16 protein-coding genes are annotated in these 15,510 nt (G+C 57.4%); 1 reads left to right on the top strand and 15 read right to left on the bottom strand.

Translation table 11 applies throughout. The annotated features are described in order from the left end of the window. Positions 1 to 24 precede the first annotated feature (24 nt). Positions 25 to 1,836, top strand: coding sequence for a carbon starvation CstA family protein (locus tag BLR25_RS08895; protein ID WP_091936709.1), 1,812 nt, complete (start codon positions 25 to 27; stop codon positions 1,834 to 1,836). 70 nt (positions 1,837 to 1,906) lie between these two features. On the opposite strand, the gene mobA is transcribed toward BLR25_RS08895, so the two are convergent. The 15 genes from mobA to BLR25_RS08820 form a co-directional block, all read right to left on the bottom strand. Continuing rightward, positions 1,907 to 2,491 (bottom strand): molybdenum cofactor guanylyltransferase, encoded by a 585-nt coding sequence (gene mobA / locus BLR25_RS08890; protein ID WP_091936707.1) that lies wholly within the window; start codon positions 2,489 to 2,491, stop codon positions 1,907 to 1,909. Beyond that, positions 2,488 to 2,988, bottom strand: coding sequence for a molybdopterin-guanine dinucleotide biosynthesis protein B (gene mobB / locus BLR25_RS08885; RefSeq protein ID WP_091936705.1), 501 nt, complete (start codon positions 2,986 to 2,988; stop codon positions 2,488 to 2,490). Before mobB ends, mobA begins: the two co-directional genes overlap by 4 nt. Before the next feature lie 45 nt (positions 2,989 to 3,033). Continuing rightward, positions 3,034 to 4,092 carry a GTP 3',8-cyclase MoaA gene (gene moaA / locus BLR25_RS08880; RefSeq protein WP_091936703.1) on the bottom strand — a complete coding sequence of 353 codons (1,059 nt, stop codon included), beginning with the start codon at positions 4,090 to 4,092 and terminating at the stop codon, positions 3,034 to 3,036. A gap of 59 nt (positions 4,093 to 4,151) precedes the next feature. Further along, positions 4,152 to 4,778 carry a NapC/NirT family cytochrome c gene (locus BLR25_RS08875; RefSeq protein ID WP_091936701.1) on the bottom strand — a complete coding sequence of 209 codons (627 nt, stop codon included), beginning with the start codon at positions 4,776 to 4,778 and terminating at the stop codon, positions 4,152 to 4,154. A 23-nt stretch (positions 4,779 to 4,801) separates the two neighbouring features. Continuing rightward, positions 4,802 to 5,272, bottom strand: a complete 471-nt coding sequence (locus BLR25_RS08870) for a nitrate reductase cytochrome c-type subunit (protein WP_091936699.1) — start codon at positions 5,270 to 5,272, stop codon at positions 4,802 to 4,804. Continuing rightward, positions 5,269 to 6,126, bottom strand: a complete 858-nt coding sequence (napH, locus tag BLR25_RS08865) for a quinol dehydrogenase ferredoxin subunit NapH (protein WP_245715518.1) — start codon at positions 6,124 to 6,126, stop codon at positions 5,269 to 5,271. The genes BLR25_RS08870 and napH overlap by 4 nt, the downstream gene beginning before the upstream one ends. Then, a complete protein-coding gene (gene napG, locus BLR25_RS08860) occupies positions 6,123 to 7,004 on the bottom strand; it encodes a ferredoxin-type protein NapG (protein ID WP_091936695.1) in 882 nt (293 codons plus the stop codon). The genes napH and napG overlap by 4 nt, the downstream gene beginning before the upstream one ends. Before the next feature lie 16 nt (positions 7,005 to 7,020). After that, entirely contained in the window at positions 7,021 to 9,564 is a 2,544-nt protein-coding gene (gene napA, locus BLR25_RS08855) for a nitrate reductase catalytic subunit NapA (protein ID WP_091936693.1), read from the bottom strand. Continuing rightward, on the bottom strand, positions 9,561 to 9,842 hold the full coding sequence (locus BLR25_RS08850; protein WP_176785814.1) for a chaperone NapD: 282 nt from the start codon (positions 9,840 to 9,842) through the stop codon (positions 9,561 to 9,563). Before BLR25_RS08850 ends, napA begins: the two co-directional genes overlap by 4 nt. A 156-nt stretch (positions 9,843 to 9,998) precedes the next feature. Continuing rightward, a complete protein-coding gene (locus BLR25_RS08845; RefSeq protein WP_218122680.1) occupies positions 9,999 to 10,490 on the bottom strand; it encodes an FKBP-type peptidyl-prolyl cis-trans isomerase in 492 nt (163 codons plus the stop codon). Beyond that, positions 10,487 to 10,957, bottom strand: coding sequence for a peroxiredoxin (locus BLR25_RS08840; RefSeq protein WP_091936687.1), 471 nt, complete (start codon positions 10,955 to 10,957; stop codon positions 10,487 to 10,489). Before BLR25_RS08840 ends, BLR25_RS08845 begins: the two co-directional genes overlap by 4 nt. 179 nt (positions 10,958 to 11,136) lie before the next feature. Continuing rightward, positions 11,137 to 11,460, bottom strand: a complete 324-nt coding sequence (gene ftsB / locus BLR25_RS08835) for a cell division protein FtsB (protein ID WP_091936685.1) — start codon at positions 11,458 to 11,460, stop codon at positions 11,137 to 11,139. A gap of 70 nt (positions 11,461 to 11,530) precedes the next feature. After that, entirely contained in the window at positions 11,531 to 12,814 is a 1,284-nt protein-coding gene (gene eno, locus BLR25_RS08830) for a phosphopyruvate hydratase (protein ID WP_091936683.1), read from the bottom strand. A 47-nt stretch (positions 12,815 to 12,861) separates the two neighbouring features. Continuing rightward, positions 12,862 to 13,704, bottom strand: a complete 843-nt coding sequence (kdsA, locus tag BLR25_RS08825) for a 3-deoxy-8-phosphooctulonate synthase (RefSeq protein WP_091936681.1) — start codon at positions 13,702 to 13,704, stop codon at positions 12,862 to 12,864. Beyond that, positions 13,701 to 15,344: a CTP synthase gene (locus BLR25_RS08820; RefSeq protein WP_091936679.1), complete on the bottom strand. Its 1,644-nt coding sequence runs from the start codon at positions 15,342 to 15,344 to the stop codon at positions 13,701 to 13,703. Before BLR25_RS08820 ends, kdsA begins: the two co-directional genes overlap by 4 nt. Positions 15,345 to 15,510: the final 166 nt, after the last annotated feature.

Raw genomic sequence — 15,510 nt, 5'->3', positions numbered from 1 at the left:
TTTCAATCAATCTGGGGGATTCTGATGAGTTCATTAACACTGATCTTTGTGTCGGCATGCGTTTTTGCCATCGCCTACCGCCTCTACGGTCTGTTTCTTGCCAACAAGGTCATGAAACTGGACGAAGGGCGCGACACACCGGCCGTCACGATCAACGACGGTCACGACTACGTCAAAACGAATAAGTACGTTCTGTTCGGGCACCACTTCGCCGCGATCGCAGCCGCGGGACCGCTGCTTGGGCCGGTTCTGGCCGCCCAATTCGGCTATCTTCCGGGCGCGCTGTGGATTCTGATCGGTTGTGTGATGGCCGGCGCCGTCCATGACATGGTCGTCCTGTTCGCCTCGGTTCGTCACAAGGGCAAGAGCCTGTCGGTGATCGCCGAAACAGAAATCGGAAAATCGGCAGGAAAAGTGGCCTCGATTTCGATTCTTTTCATCCTGATCCTGACACTGGCCGGCCTGTCGATTGCTGTCGTCAACGCGATGTTCAACAGCCCGTGGGGTACGTTCACGGTCTTTGCAACGATCCCGATCGCGATGATCATGGGCATCTACATGCAAAAAGTCCGTCCCGGCGACATCAAGGGCATGAGCATCATCGGCGTCGTTCTCCTGCTGGTCTCCCTGTGGGCCGGTCCGTACGTCGCTGCCAACCCCACCCTGGCCCAGATGCTGACCTTCTCCAAGAAGGAATTGTCGGTGATCATCCCGGTTTACGGTTTCTTCGCTTCCGTACTGCCGGTCTGGTTCCTGCTGGTTCCGCGTGACTACCTGTCCACCTATCTGAAGATCGGCACGATCGCTGCCCTGGCGCTCGGCATTGTTTTCGTCAATCCGGATCTGCAAATGCCGGCGATTACCTCGCACGTCTTCGGCGGTGGCCCGGTCATTCCTGGTGCAGTGTTCCCGTTCCTCTTCATCACGATTGCCTGCGGAGCGCTCTCCGGCTTCCACGCCATCATCGGCTCGGGCACGACGCCGAAGATGATTGCCAACGAAAAGGACATCCTCTTCGTCGGTTACGGCGCCATGCTGACCGAAGGCTTCGTCGCCATCATGGCGCTGATTGCCGCCTGCGTGCTGGTCCCGGCGGACTACTTCGCCATCAACGCCGCCCCGGCCGCGTTCGCCAAGCTCGGCATCGCTCCGGTAAATCTGCCGGACCTGGCCGCTCAAGTCGGCGAACAAGTGCAAGGTCGTCCGGGCGGTGCCGTTTCGCTGGCCGTCGGCATGGCCTACATCTTCTCCTCCGTGCCGTTCATGAAGGGAATGATGGCCTACTGGTACCACTTTGCCATCATGTTCGAGGCCGTGTTCATCCTGACCGCCGTCGATGCCGGCACACGGGTTGGCCGTTACCTGCTTCAGGAAATGCTGGGCCGGGTTTACAAGCCCTTCTCCGACAACTCCTGGACGCCGGGTGTCGTCATCACCAGCGCGCTCTTCACCGGTTCCTGGGGCTACCTCGTCTATACCGGTGACATCGCCACGATCTGGCCGCTCTTCGGCATGGCCAACCAGTTGCTGGCTTCCTGTGCGCTGATCGTCGGCACGACCATGCTGATCCGTCTGGGCAAGGTGCGCTACGCCTGGACGACGGCCATTCCTGGCTTGCTGGTTTGGCCGACCGTCATGTGGGCTGGCTATCTCAACGTCACGACCAACTTCCTGCCGAAGGGGCTGATCCTGCTCGCAACGATGTCGGTCGTCCTGATGGTCCTCATCACGATCGTGTTCATCGCCGCCTTCCGCCGCTGGAGCGAACTGCTCAAGATCAAGGAAAGCGTTACCGATGCCTACGGCGACAAGGTGCTGGTCGTAGTGGCCGACTGATTCTCGCCTGATCGCATTTTCAAGCGGCCCGGCGCTAATGCGTCGGGCCGTTTTTCATTGTTGATCCCCGTCAGTCTTTTCGGATCAGGTCAAGATCGGCGGGCGTATCGAGATCCGTAAAACTGCGCAACTCAGGGTCGCCAGGTCGCAGAAGCGCCTCGTCAACCCAATGCACCTGCAACTGCGACAGAGCACTCCGGAGACTGCGCTTTCCATTTCCGGCCAACACTGAGCGAAATATCGGCAAAGCTTCCGTTCTGTAGAAACCGAACAAAGGCTGTGGATGGCCATTCACGACAGGAATGATCGCCTGAAAGTCGTCGCTCCGGTATTGCGCCAAGCGGATGATGGTGGCCTGATCGGCATAAGGCATGTCCGCGGCGATGGCAAATAGCCATGGCGTTCGGCTCGCAGCCAGCCCCGAACACATCCCTGCCACGGGACCGCCGCCGACGGTCTCGTCGACAACTTGAGGCAAATCGACATCATTCCGGTGCGCGCGAACGCTGACGATCACTTCCGGAAAGATATCGCGCATTCTGTCGATCGCGCGTTGCAGCAAGGTTTGCCCCTCGAATTCCAGCGAGGTCTTGTCGACGCCCATCCGGGTAGACAGCCCCCCGGCCAGAATCAAGGCCGAGCAATCCGCGATCATCCGCGCATCCGGTCGATGAGAAAATCGGCGACGCCGACCACGTCATCCAGTATGAAGCGGGGAAGTTCGGGATAGACGTCGTCGCAATCAGTCACCAGCGCGACCACACCATCGGCAAGCGAGCACCGCGGCGGCTTGTCGCAGGCACGGCGCAGAACCTCTATTTTCGGCCCTTGCGCAAAGGAAAAACCTTCGGCGAGCACCAGGTCGGCCTCACCGAGAAAACGGCCTGCGAGAACTTGAGGCTCACGCCGATCTACCGCGTCGGCGACCACCTGAACCGCCGATTTCGTCACCAGCATGCTCATGGTGGCACCGGCCTGCTTGTAGCGCCAACTGTCCTTGCCTTCCGTATCGAGCGAAACCGAATGGTGGGCGTGCTTCATCGTTGCCACGCGCAAGCCGCGACGCGAAAGTTCCGGGATCAATTTTTCAACGAAGGTGGTTTTGCCGGAATTCGAATGTCCGACAAAGATAAAAACGGGTGGTGTATTCATAGGACGATCAAATTGTCGCGAAAAGCCGCGACCGAAAAGGATGAATCAACCGCCAATATACGACATCTCAATTTTTCTGACTGAAGGTGTCGTCGCTTCCTGGCGATCTTGCGAATACCGGTCGGTGCGCCTTTGCCAGAGATCTCCCAGGCATTGCAGCAAGCGCTCGTCGCCTTCGCCGCTGCGCAACATCTCGCGGAAATCGGTCCCGGACCCGGCAAACAGACAGGTATAGAGTTTTCCGTCCGTCGATAGCCTGAGACGATTGCAATCGCCGCAAAAAGCCTGCGTCACCGAGGCGACAACACCGATCTCGCCAGCGCCATCGACAAACGCCCAACGTTCGGCAACCTCGCCCCGATACGCTGGATCAACCGTTCGCAAGGGAAATTCTGCATTGATCTGCGAGACAATTTCGCCCGCAGGGACAACGTCATCAAGCCGCCAGCCATTGGTCGTCCCAACGTCCATGAATTCGATGAAGCGCAAAATGACACCGCTATGGCGAAAATGCCTGACCAGAGGGAGTATCTGGTCTTCATTGGCCCCACGCTTGACGACGGTATTGACCTTGACCGGCGCCAGCCCCGCCGTTTTCGCGGCTTCGATCCCGGCCAGGACGCGACTTACCGACAGGTCCGAGTCGCTCATCCGACGAAACACCGCGTCATCGAGCGCATCCAGGCTGACGGTCAGACGCGTCAGTCCCGCATCCTTCAAACCCTTGGCCTTGGCGAGCAACAGACTGCCGTTGGTGGTCATGGCGATTTCGAGCGGCTTGCCATCGCAATCCTGCAGCGTTGCCAATTTCTCGATGAGTCTTTCGATTCCGTGCCGAAGCAGCGGCTCGCCGCCGGTCAGACGGATCTTGCGAACGCCGGCTTGTGTCGCGACTCGGGCAAAACGAAGAATTTCCTCGAAGCTCAGCAATTCTGCGCGCTGCAGGAAGATGAAGCCCTTGCCGAAGACCTCACGCGGCATGCAGTAGCCACACCTGAAATTGCAGCGATCCGTTACCGAAATTCGAAGATCGCGCAGTGGGCGCGATAGTTGATCGACCAGCACGGGCGTCGATCGGGATTGATCTGTCACCAAGGACTCCATACGAACGGTATCCACATCAGCGCAATGATAGCCTGATATGGACACCGAACCGACAACGATTACTTCACCGGGTGGAAAACATCCTGCGGCGCGCCGCCCTTGTCGGCACCGATAGCCTGTTCAACCGCGGGCAGGCGATGCGCAATGCCCTTGTGGCAATCGATACACGTCTTTCCTTCGCTGATCCCGGTCTGATGCTGCGCCGCACTACGCCGACTCTGCTTCATGTAGTCGAAGCCTTGTTCGTCGTGGCATCCGCGACATTCCCGCGAATCCGTTTCCTTCATGCGCGTCCACACCGCTTCGGCCATCTGCAAGCGCCTGGCGTTGAATTTGTCCGGCGTATCAATCGTCCCGAGGATGTTGTGATAAACATCCTTCGACGCCCGCAACTTGGCGAACATCTTCGGACCGAACGATTTTGGCACATGACAATCCGGGCAACTTGCCCGCACGCCGGTACGGCTTGATGCATGCGTCGTCAGCCGGTATTCCTCATACACGGTATCTTTCATTTCGTGACAGGAAATACAAAATGCCTCTGTATTGGTCGTTTCGAGCGCGGTATTAAATCCGACCCAGGCAACGATGCCTCCAACGAACAACACAACAACGGCCAACCATCCTGCCCGATGCACAATCGCCAGCGCGCGGTCGAGGAAAGGCTTTATACGGTCGAAATTCATGACAGCTCCCTAGATTCTGATTTTCAGCGCAAGCCCGCGCCCGGCTTGAACGTATTGCCCACCAGCGGCTTTGAATCGGTCTGCGACACGTGGCACTGGTTGCAGAAATAGCGTTGCGGAGAAACGCTGGACATCTCGGCGCCTTCGCGCGTCTTGAAATGCGTGATCGAGATCTTCGTGGCGTTGGCTTCCTTAGAGCGTGCCCACGAATGGCAATCCATGCACTTATTGAATTCCTTGCTGATCAGATAGCCTTCGATGGTGTGAGGAATCAGCGGCGGTTGCTGCACGAAGTCACGCGGCAGAACCGGCGTATCGGGTCCGAAGCGCGTCCCCTCACCGACCGGATCATTGACGGAAACATCGACACCGCGCAAGGTCTGCAACTTGACCGGGCCATCGGCGGCGCTGGCTGCACCGACCACAAGCACGCTCACGCACACGCCGATAACGAAGGCCCAGGCACGGGAAAAACGGGAATTCTGCTGGTTCATTGCGCGCTCCTTTGGTCGAATCGGTGAGTCATTTTGAAAACATCACGGTCGCATACATCGATGCAGCGACCGCAGTTAGTACAATTTCCGGAAAGAATCAGCGGGTGCGGTTGCCCAACGCCCTTGAGTGCCGGGCGAATGACTTGCGGTTCGGGGCAAATGACAAAACACTCCATACAGTCATCGCACGCGTCGCGACGATGCGCCGAGACGCGAACCAAGGCGATGCGCCCAAGCACTGCATAAAACGCCCCGACGGGACACAGGTGCCCGCACCAGCCACGACTGGCGATCAGCGTGTCATAGAGGAAAATGCCGATGATCAACAGCGATGCGCCACCGAGACCAAACACCAGCGCACGGTGGAGCAAGGTCACCGGATTGACCCACTCCCACACCAATACCCCAGTCAGCACTGTCGCCGCCATCAAACCGGCCAACAACCAATAACGCGTATTGCCATCCGGCGTCCGTCCGGTCTTTATTCCCAAACGGCGCCGCAACCATGCTGCCGTGTCGGTAACCAGATTCACCGGACACACCCAACTGCAGAAAACGCGTCCACCCACAAGCGCGTAGAAAACAAGAACGATCAGCGCGCCCGTCCAGGCTGTCACATAAGGCCAATGGCCGGCGGCAAGCGTCTGCAACAAAAGCAGGGGATCCGTCAGTGGAATCTGGTCGAACAACAGTGAGGCCGACAGGTTCCCTTTGATTATCCAGACACCGAGCAAAGGCCCGATCAGGAACAGCGCGAGGAGACCAAGTTGGCATAGCCGCCGCGCGAGCAACCAGCGACTGCGCGCGAGCAGCGATCGGGACGACACTTGCCCCCGCGGCGATCTGGCGCTCACGGTTTCCACCTCGAATTCAGCGCACTGGCATGCGGCACAGAAGCTGCCTGAGGTGTTGCGACAATAGGCGCCGCCGGCGTTGCCGGAGCCACCACGGTTTCAGTCGCCGCACGTCCTGCAGTCGTCCCGTCAAAACCACGCACCGGCAAACGCAATTGATCTCCGATCAGCGACTCGCCATTGCGCGCTTTTTCTTCCCAGCCCTTGCGGTAATGCGCGGGCAAAGCCCCTTGCGCCACTTTACGCGGCAACACCTTGATCGCCGGTTCCGGCAGGACGCACGATTTTTCACATTTGCCACAACCGGTACAGGCATCGGAATGGACCGTCGGCAACAACATGGCATGACGATCGGATCGCGGATTATGGCGTGTCTCAAGCGTGATGGCCTTGTCGATCACCGGACAGACCCGGTAGCAGACATCGCAGCGCAACCCCAGGAAATTCAGGCAGCTCTCCTGATCCGAGAGTACCGCCAATCCCATACGCGCCTTGGTGATGTCCGTCAGCGAGCGATCAAGCGCTCCCGTCGGACATGCCTTGACGCAGGGAATGTCCTCGCACATTTCACAAGGGACTTGGCGTGCCGTGAAAAACGGTGATCCCGTCGCCACTGGATCGAGCATGTCGGCAAGGCGCAAGGTTCCATAGGGACAATCCCGCACGCACAAACCGCAACGTACGCATGCAGCCAGAAAATCCTCTTCAACCAACGCGCCCGGAGGCCGAATCGCCTGCGCCGGCAAGGCCGAGGCTTGCCGCGCATGCAACCCGGCGCCGAGCGCGAGCAGACACCCGCCTCCGGCGGCGGTCAGCGCTTCGCGCAAGAACCGCCGACGCGGCGTCGATGCCGGCTTTTGGGAATCCCGTCCGCTCACCGCACGCTCCTGTGACTCAGGCCCGGACGACCTTTACGGCGCACTTCTTGAAATCCGTTTCCTTCGAAATCGGACAGGTCGCGTCCAGCGTCAGCTTATTGACCAGACGCGACTCGTCGAAGAAGGGAACGAAAATCAGACCGACGGGCGGCTTGTTGCGTCCCTTGGTCTCGATCCGCGCCATCATTTCTCCGCGACGGGAAACCACCTTGACGACCATGCCGCGTTGCAGACCACGCTTCTTAGCATCATCCGGATGCATGAACACCTGTGCTTCGGGAACGGCCTTATGCAGTTCCGGCACCCGCCGGGTCATCGACCCCGTGTGCCAGTGCTCAAGAACACGTCCGGTGCACAACCAGAGATCGAATTCCTTGTCCGGCATTTCGGGCGGATCCTGATACGGCAGCGCGAAAATGATCGCCTTGTTGTCCTTGTGGCCGTAGAACTTGACGCCCTCGCCCGCCTTGACATAGGGGTCATATCCCTCACGGAAGCGCCACAAGGTTTCCTTGCCATCGACAACCGGCCAACGCAGGCCGCGCGCCTTGTGATACAGATCGAATGGGGCCAGGTCATGGCCATGCCCCCGACCAAACTGCGCATACTCTTCGAACAAACCCTTCTGAACGTAAAAGCCGAAAGCCTCGGACTCGTCGTTGCTGTATTGTTTGATCGCGTGCTCGTTAACCTTCTGCGTGTCGCTCTTCGGGAATTTGTTCACGACTTTGTTGGCGAACAGAACTTCGTAGAGCGTCTTGCCCTTGTATTCCGGCTTCTTGGCAATCAAGTCGGCTGGCCAGACATCCTCGACCTTGAAGCGCTTCGAAAACTCGATGTATTGCCACAGATCCGACTTCGATTCGCCCGGCGCCTTGACCTGTTGGCGCCAGAATTGCGTACGACGTTCGGCATTGCCGAAAGCGCCTTCCTTTTCCATCCACATCGCCGACGGAAGGATCAAGTCGGCCGACAAGGCCGAAACCGTCGGATATGCTTCGGACACAACCACGAATGCCGCCGGATTGCGCCAACCCGGATAGATTTCCTGATTGACGTTCGGTCCTGCCTGCATGTTGTTGGTCGTGCTCGTCCAGTAGCATTTGAGCTTGCCATCCTTGAGCGCCCGGCTTTGCGCCACGGCATGGAGACCGATCTTGTCGTTGATCGTGCCTTCAGGCAGCTGCCAGAGAGCCTCGGTGTGCTTGCGATGCTCCGGATTGGTCACCACCATGTCGGCCGGAAGGCGATGGGCAAAGGTGCCGACTTCGCGCGCCGTACCACAGGCGGATGGCTGCCCCGTCAATGAGAACGGCCCATTACCCGGCTCGGAAATCTTCCCGACCAGCAGGTGGACGTTATAGATCATGTTATTGACCCAGGTGCCACGCGTATGCTGGTTGAATCCCATCGTCCAGAAGCTGACGACCTTCCGCTTCGGGTCGGCATAGAGCTCCGCCAACTTCTTCAGGCGATCCTGCGGAACCCCCGAGAGTTTGGACACTTTTTCAAGCGTATAGTCGCTGACGAATTTCTTGAACTCCTCGAAAGTACTGGCTTCCGCCTTGCCGCTGTCGCCCTTCGGCTTGCCGTCCTCGCCCGGATAGCCGTTATTCGTCGCCTTCTTTTCGAGCGGATGATTCGGACGCAATCCAAAGCCGATATCCGCTTCGCCTTTTTTGAAGTTGACGTTGCGCTTGACGAACTCCTGATTGACCTTGCCGCTCTGGATGATGTGGTTACAGATGTAATTGAGAATCGCAAGATCCGTCTGCGGTGAGAAAATCATCCCGTTGTCGGCGAGTTCGAAACTCCGGTGTTCGAAGGTCGACAGCACATGCACCTGTACGTCCGTTTTGGTCAGGCGACGATCGGTGATGCGTGTCCATAGGACCGGGTGCATCTCGGCCATGTTCGACCCCCATAGGACAAAGGCATCGGCCTGCTCGATATCGTCATAGCACCCCATCGGCTCGTCGATACCGAAAGTCCGCATGAATCCAGCCACGGCTGATGCCATGCAATGGCGGGCATTGGGATCGATGTTGTTGGAGCGGAACCCAGCCTTGAACAATTTCGCCGCGGCGTATCCTTCCCAGATCGTCCATTGCCCGGAACCGAACATGCCAACGCCGGCAGGACCGTCGGACTTCATCGCCGCCTTCCACTTTTCGGCCATGATGTCGAAAGCATGGTCCCAGGAAATCGGCGTGAAATCGCCTTCCTTATCGTATTTTCCATTCTTCATGCGCAGCAGGGGCCGCGTCAGGCGGTCCTCGCCGTACATGATCTTCGACAGGAAGTATCCCTTGATGCAATTGAGACCACGGTTAACTTCGGAATCGGGATCCCCTTGCGTCGCGACGACGCGCCCATTCTGAACGCCGACAAGGACCGCACAACCGGTCCCGCAGAACCGGCAGACGCCTTTATCCCATCTCACCACCGACGAACTGGCGGGCTTTCCCTCGGCAGCGAGTACCGGCAAGGAAATGCCTGCGCTGGCCGCTGCCGCGGCAATCGCTTGGGATTTAATGAAATCGCGTCGGTTGATGGTCATGATGTGGGCTCCTCACAAGGGCGGGAATCGGAACTGGCGGCATCGTCATCGGGACAGCCGGACTCAAAAGCCAGCGTCGCGGCAAGAACTTCTGGAATACGGTGAATGGCAATCAAGGTATCGGACATCGCCGCGCCTGGAGCGTCCTCGACAGTGACGATCAGCTTTCCTTCGGTGGACATGGCATGGCATTCGACGCCCGGCAAGGCGGACAACGCAGCTTCGGCGGATTGTCGCTTCTGTGGATCAATACGCAGAACGAGACTGGCGAGACTCAAGATACCCGACCCCTATTGTTATATTCAATGCCGTTAGGCTACCGACCAATATAGTCCAAGACTTTGACCCATGCTAAAAATCGCCCCCAAAGTCTCCTGGAATCGGCAAAAAAAAACGCAGCGCGCGGCTGCGTTTATTATCTCTTCGGCGAAAACTCAGTCTTCCCCACAATCACCGTCGTGCACATGCCCGTGTGCTATTTCCTCTGCGCCCGCAGGCCGCACTCCGGTGACGGTACACGTAAACACCAGCGCCATTCCGGCCAAGGGATGATTGCCGTCCAGGACCACTTTATCTTCGGCAATCTCCGTCACACGGTAAATAAGGATATCGTCGTCATCGCCGCTCTCGGGAACGCCCTCGAATTGCATGCCGACCTCGAGTTCCTTTGGAAACGCCTTGCGCGGCTCGATCTGGATCAGCTCTGCGTCGTACTCTCCGAAAGCATCATTCGGTTGCATCTTCACAACAACCGACTCGCCGACGTTCTTACCCTGGAGAGCCTCTTCAATCATCGGAAAAATGTCGTCATAACCGCCGTGCAAATAAACCAGCGGCTCCTTCCCTTCGTCGACGAGTTGCCCATCGGGATCGGTTACGTTGTAGTCGAGCGTAACCACCGTATTCTTTGCTACTTGCATTGTCATAATTTGAGTTCCTTGACCATGCGCAACACATCGAGCGCATGCCCCTTGGCATTAACACCGTACATCGCGAGACGGAGAACACCCTGTTTATCAATGACGAACGTCGAGCGCGCAATTCCATAACGCTTGACGCCATCAACTTCTTTCGCCTGCCAGACGCCGTATTTCTTGCAAACCGCAGCATCGGAATCCGACAGCAGACGGACCGAGATACCGTTCTCATCGCGAAACTCGGCGTGCTTCAGGCAATCGTCCCGGCTAATGCCGATGACGACGCAAGCTTTGGCAAGAAACTCCTCCTCGTGATCGGAGAAATCGGTCGCTTCAAGCGTGCACCCCGGCGTACCATCCTTGGGGTAGAAAAACAGGATGACGTTATATTTACCCCTGAAAGCGGCCAGATCAACGGATTCCATATCGGCATCCGGGAGGACGAAGAGCGGCGCCAACTGTCCTTCTTTCAGCATGTCTGCCCCCTCTAAGACTTACCCAAAACGCAACCGTCACACTGATTCTACCAAGCTTCTCGAAACAGGCCACAACAATTACGCGTTGATATCACAAAAACGTATGACGGTCATCCCCGATGCTTGACCACCGATAACTGGAATCGTTCTCGAGACTTCCCGCTTGCCGGGCCGGGAACTTACTCGGGTTCCTTTTTGGATGGGACTTTGGCGCCTCTGGGCGCTTGGGCAGAGCGCTCGGGGATCTGGACGAAGACTTCGTCCAGCTTGATCATGCCCAGTTCAAAACGCGCCCGCTCCTCGATCGCGTCATACCCCTGCTTAAGGTCGCGAACCTCCGCGTCCAATCCGGCATTACGCAGTTCCAAATGACGATTGGATTCGCGCTGCTGCTGCAAGAGATGATCGACCTCCCAAACCCGCAACCAGCCGCCCTTGCCCAGCCAGAGCGGATACTGCAGCAGGACGACAAGCGCCACGAGCGCAAGGGAAAGCCAGCGCATGATCAGTGACCGTTCATGAGAAAATGACGAGGAGAACGATGTCTGCCCTCCTCATCGTTTTCCCGTCCGTTCACTTCAAGTTGTAGAACGCTTCAAGCCCCGGATACCCGGCAGTATCGCCAAGGTCTTCCTCGATGCGCAACAACTGGTTGTATTTCGCGATACGGTCCGAGCGAGAAAGCGAGCCCGTCTTGATCTGGAGCACATTCATGCCAACTGCAATATCGGCAATCGTGCTGTCTTCCGTTTCGCCCGAGCGATGAGAGACGACGGCCGTATACCCGGCACGCTTCGCCATTTCAATCGCGGCAAACGTTTCCGACAAGGTTCCGATCTGATTGATCTTGATCAGGACCGAATTGGCGAGGCCCTGCTTGATGCCTTCCTTGAGGATGCGGGTATTCGTCACGAACACGTCATCACCGACGATCTGGATCTTGTCACCCAAACGCTCGGTCAGTAGCTTCCAGCCATCCCAATCGCCTTCTGCCATGCCATCTTCGATCGTCACGATCGGGAAGTTATCGACGAGGTTGGCAAGATAATCGACCAACTGTGCCGAGGTGAGTTGCAAGCCCTCCCCCGTCAAGCGATAGCAGCCGTCCTTGAAAAATTCGGAGGCGGCGCAATCGAGGCCGATCAACACATCCTCCCCAGGAACGTACCCCGCCGTCTCGATCGCCTCGACGATCAGCTTCAAAGCGTCGGCATGACTCGCAAGACTGGGGGCAAAACCGCCCTCGTCGCCAACCGCCGTTGAAAAGCCTTTCTTGTCCAACAGCTTCTTGAGCGAATGGAAGACCTCGGCACCACAGCGCAGTGCCTCGCGGAAGGAGTTCTGCCCGACCGGGAGAATCATGAATTCCTGAAAATCGAGGCTGTTGTTCGCGTGCTCGCCACCGTTGATGATATTCATCATCGGCACCGGCATTTGCATGGGCCCCGAGCCGCCAAAATAGCGGTAAAGCGGAAGGCCGGATTCTTCGGCGGCCGCCTTGGCCACAGCCATGGAAACCGCCAGGATCGCATTGGCACCGAGACGGGACTTGTTTTCGGTACCGTCAAGGTGGATCAGCGTTTGATCGATAAAGGCCTGCTCCTGAGCATCGAGACCAATGATCGCTTCGGCAATTTCGGTATTGACGTTCTCGACTGCCTGCGTCACGCCTTTGCCGAAATAGCGATCGGGATCACCGTCACGCAACTCGATCGCCTCGCGCGAACCGGTCGAAGCCCCGGACGGAACGGCCGCCCTTCCCATGACGCCCGACTCAAGCAGGACGTCGCATTCGACAGTCGGATTCCCCCGTGAATCGAGGATCTCGCGCGCCACCACATCAACGACTGAACTCATAGTTCTTCCTCTTTTTTAAAAATGCCTGGACATACCGCTGCGGCGAACTATTCCGAAACCATCTCGGCAAAACCGGCCTTCTTGACTTGGGCATCCAAGGCCACAAGAGTCTGCAGCAGACGTTCCATTCGGGCAAGCGGCCAACTGTTGGGACCATCGGAAAAAGCCTTTTCCGGGCAGGGATGCGTTTCCATGAAAATCCCGGAGATTCCGACGGCAACCGCCGCACGCGCCAAGACAGGCACGAACTCACGCTGTCCGCCGGAAACCGTCCCTTGCCCACCGGGCAACTGAACCGAGTGCGTAGCATCAAAAACGACCGGACAACTCGTTTCGCGCATGATCGCCAATGAACGCATGTCCGATACAAGGTTGTTGTACCCGAATGACGCGCCGCGTTCGCATACCATCAGATTATCGGCACCACCGTTGGCTTCACGCGCCTTATCGACCACATGCCGCATGTCGCCCGGCGCGAGAAACTGCCCTTTCTTGATATTGACCGGTTTTCCGCACGAAGCAACGGCATGGATGAAATCGGTTTGTCGACAAAGGAACGCCGGTGTTTGCAGCACATCGACAACCGAAGCCACATCCGCTACCGATTCCTCGTCATGGACATCGGTCAATACAGGAACGCCGATTTGACGCCGAACCTCTTCGAGGATCCGTAAGCCGGCATCGCGCCCGGGGCCGCGTTGCGACTTGCCCGAACTGCGATTCGCCTTGTCGTAAGACGCCTTGAAAATATAAGGCATCGAAAGACGCTCGCAGACTTCCTTCATCGTCCCGGCAACTTCAAGACAGAGTGACAGCGACTCTGCCGTACAAGGACCGGCAATCAGAAAAAGCGGCTTGTCGATACCGACATCAAATCCGCACAACTTCATTTGGCTGCCCTGGCCTTGCTACTGGCGATCGCCGCCGAAACAAAGGAAGTGAACAAGGGATGGCCACTGCGCGGTGACGAGGTGAATTCAGGATGGAACTGACATCCGACGAACCAGGGATGCTGGTCACGCGGCAATTCGATCATTTCGCACAAATTGGTCCCCGGCGCGCGGCCCGAAACCACCATGCCTTTTGCCTCAATCTCGCCAAGCAGGGTGTTGTTGACTTCATAGCGATGACGATGACGTTCGACGATCTCGGGCTTGCCGTAAATTTCACGCGCCAGCGAGCCTTCCTTGAGGAGGCACACCTGACCGCCCAGGCGCATCGTTCCGCCCAGATCGGAATCCTCGCTGCGCTTTTCAAGTTTGCCGGAAACATCCTGCCACTCGGTTATCAACCCAATGACGGGGTATGCCGATGACTTATCGAACTCCGTGCTATGCGCCGTTTCCATGCCAGCCACATTACGGGCGAATTCGACGACGGCAAGTTGCATTCCAAGGCAAATACCGAGATACGGCATTTTGTTCTCGCGTGCATGACGAATCGCGAGGATCTTGCCCTCTGTGCCACGCCGTCCAAAGCCCCCCGGAACCAGCACCGCATCCATACCCGCCAGCGTCGCGCAGCCGTTTTTCTCGATTTCCTCTGAATCGATGTAATTGACTCGAACCTTGCTACGCGTGCTGATACCGGCATGCACCAAGGCTTCGGTCAAGGACTTGTAAGACTCCGTAAGATCGACGTACTTGCCAACGAAAGCGATATTGACCGTCCGCTCCGGATGCTCAAGCGCTTGCACGAGCGTCTTCCACACCGACAGGTCCGCGGCGCGGGCGAGAATGTCCAGCTTGTGGCAAATAATCTCGTCGAGCATCTGGTTGTGCAGCATGGCCGGGATCTTGTAGATCGAATCGGCATCGAGACACTCGATGACCGCCTCGCGCTGCACGTTACAGAACAAGGCGATCTTGGCCTTCTCATCCTCCGGAATCGGGCGGTCCGCACGACACAGCAGAACATCAGGCTGAATACCGATTTCGCGCAATTCCTTGACCGAATGCTGTGTCGGCTTGGTCTTGAGCTCACCAGCCGTCGGGATATAAGGCAACAGTGTCAGGTGCATATAGCAGGCATTGCCACGGCCTTCCTGAAGCCCCATCTGGCGGATTGCCTCGAGAAATGGCAGTGACTCGATATCGCCGACGGTACCGCCAACTTCGACTATGGCAACATCAGCACCTTCAGCGCCGCGACGAATATGATTCTTGATTTCGTCGGTAATATGCGGAATGACTTGAACCGTCTTACCGAGATACTCGCCTCGCCGCTCCTTCTTGATTACCGTTTCGTATATCTGTCCGGTCGTGAAGTTGTTGCGCTTGCTCATCTTGGCGCTGGTGAAGCGCTCATAATGGCCTAGATCAAGATCGGTTTCGGCACCGTCTTCCGTAACAAAAACCTCTCCGTGCTGGAAAGGACTCATCGTTCCCGGATCCACGTTGATGTAGGGATCGAGCTTGAGATGAGTGATTTTGATACCACGCGATTCGAGGATCGCACCCAGAGACGCAGCGGCGATGCCCTTGCCAAGCGAGGACACTACTCCGCCGGTAACGAAGACGTATTTGGTCATGGAATTCTCTGCAGCGGGAAATTGAGATTGTAGCCGAAAAACGTCATTCTCAAACAGTGCCAATCATCAAGAGTCATGACAAAAGCCACACCTGTCGCTGCGACAGCGAGCTCAAGGCCCATGTTAACCTTCGTGGTCACAATCGTTTATGATTGGCGCTTGTCTT

This window comes from Propionivibrio dicarboxylicus, from assembly GCF_900099695.1.
Lineage (GTDB): Bacteria > Pseudomonadota > Gammaproteobacteria > Burkholderiales > Rhodocyclaceae > Propionivibrio > Propionivibrio dicarboxylicus.
Note: the sequence above shows the minus strand (reverse complement) of the source record. Positions and strands in the feature narration are given on the sequence as shown.